We start from the raw sequence: 309 nt of genomic DNA, 5'->3' as shown, positions 1-309 counted from the left end.
GGCTATAACTGTTAGCTCTTTAATATCTTTGGGGGATTGAGCAACATCCTACTGATTGAAAGACAAGTTAAGTACAACTATATAGCCTATATAATTGTTTCATTTCGTTTTTACTGCAAACTCCCCACTTCATTGAAATATTTAATGAATTCCCGCAATGACTTTAATCTCTGATTAGCATTCAAACTGGCATTCCTTTTCTCCACCTTAATATTATCACTATAAACAGTAGCCTGAGATTGAGATTGTGCACTTGATAAGCGGTTAAGCATAGATAATACCTTTATTTTAAACCAACCCTGTGCCCTA

At 34.6% G+C, this 309-nt stretch carries 1 protein-coding gene; it reads right to left on the bottom strand.

Annotated features, from left to right (window positions below; genetic code table 11):
* Positions 1–110 precede the first annotated feature (110 nt).
* On the bottom strand, positions 111–309 hold a 199-nt coding region (locus V1952_RS22685; protein WP_420075653.1), incomplete at its 5' end, for a hypothetical protein.

The sequence above is a fragment of the Yersinia sp. 2542 StPb PI genome (genome assembly GCF_048593855.1).
Lineage (GTDB): Bacteria > Pseudomonadota > Gammaproteobacteria > Enterobacterales > Enterobacteriaceae > Yersinia > Yersinia enterocolitica_E.
This window is presented reverse-complemented; position numbering and strand designations above follow the sequence as displayed.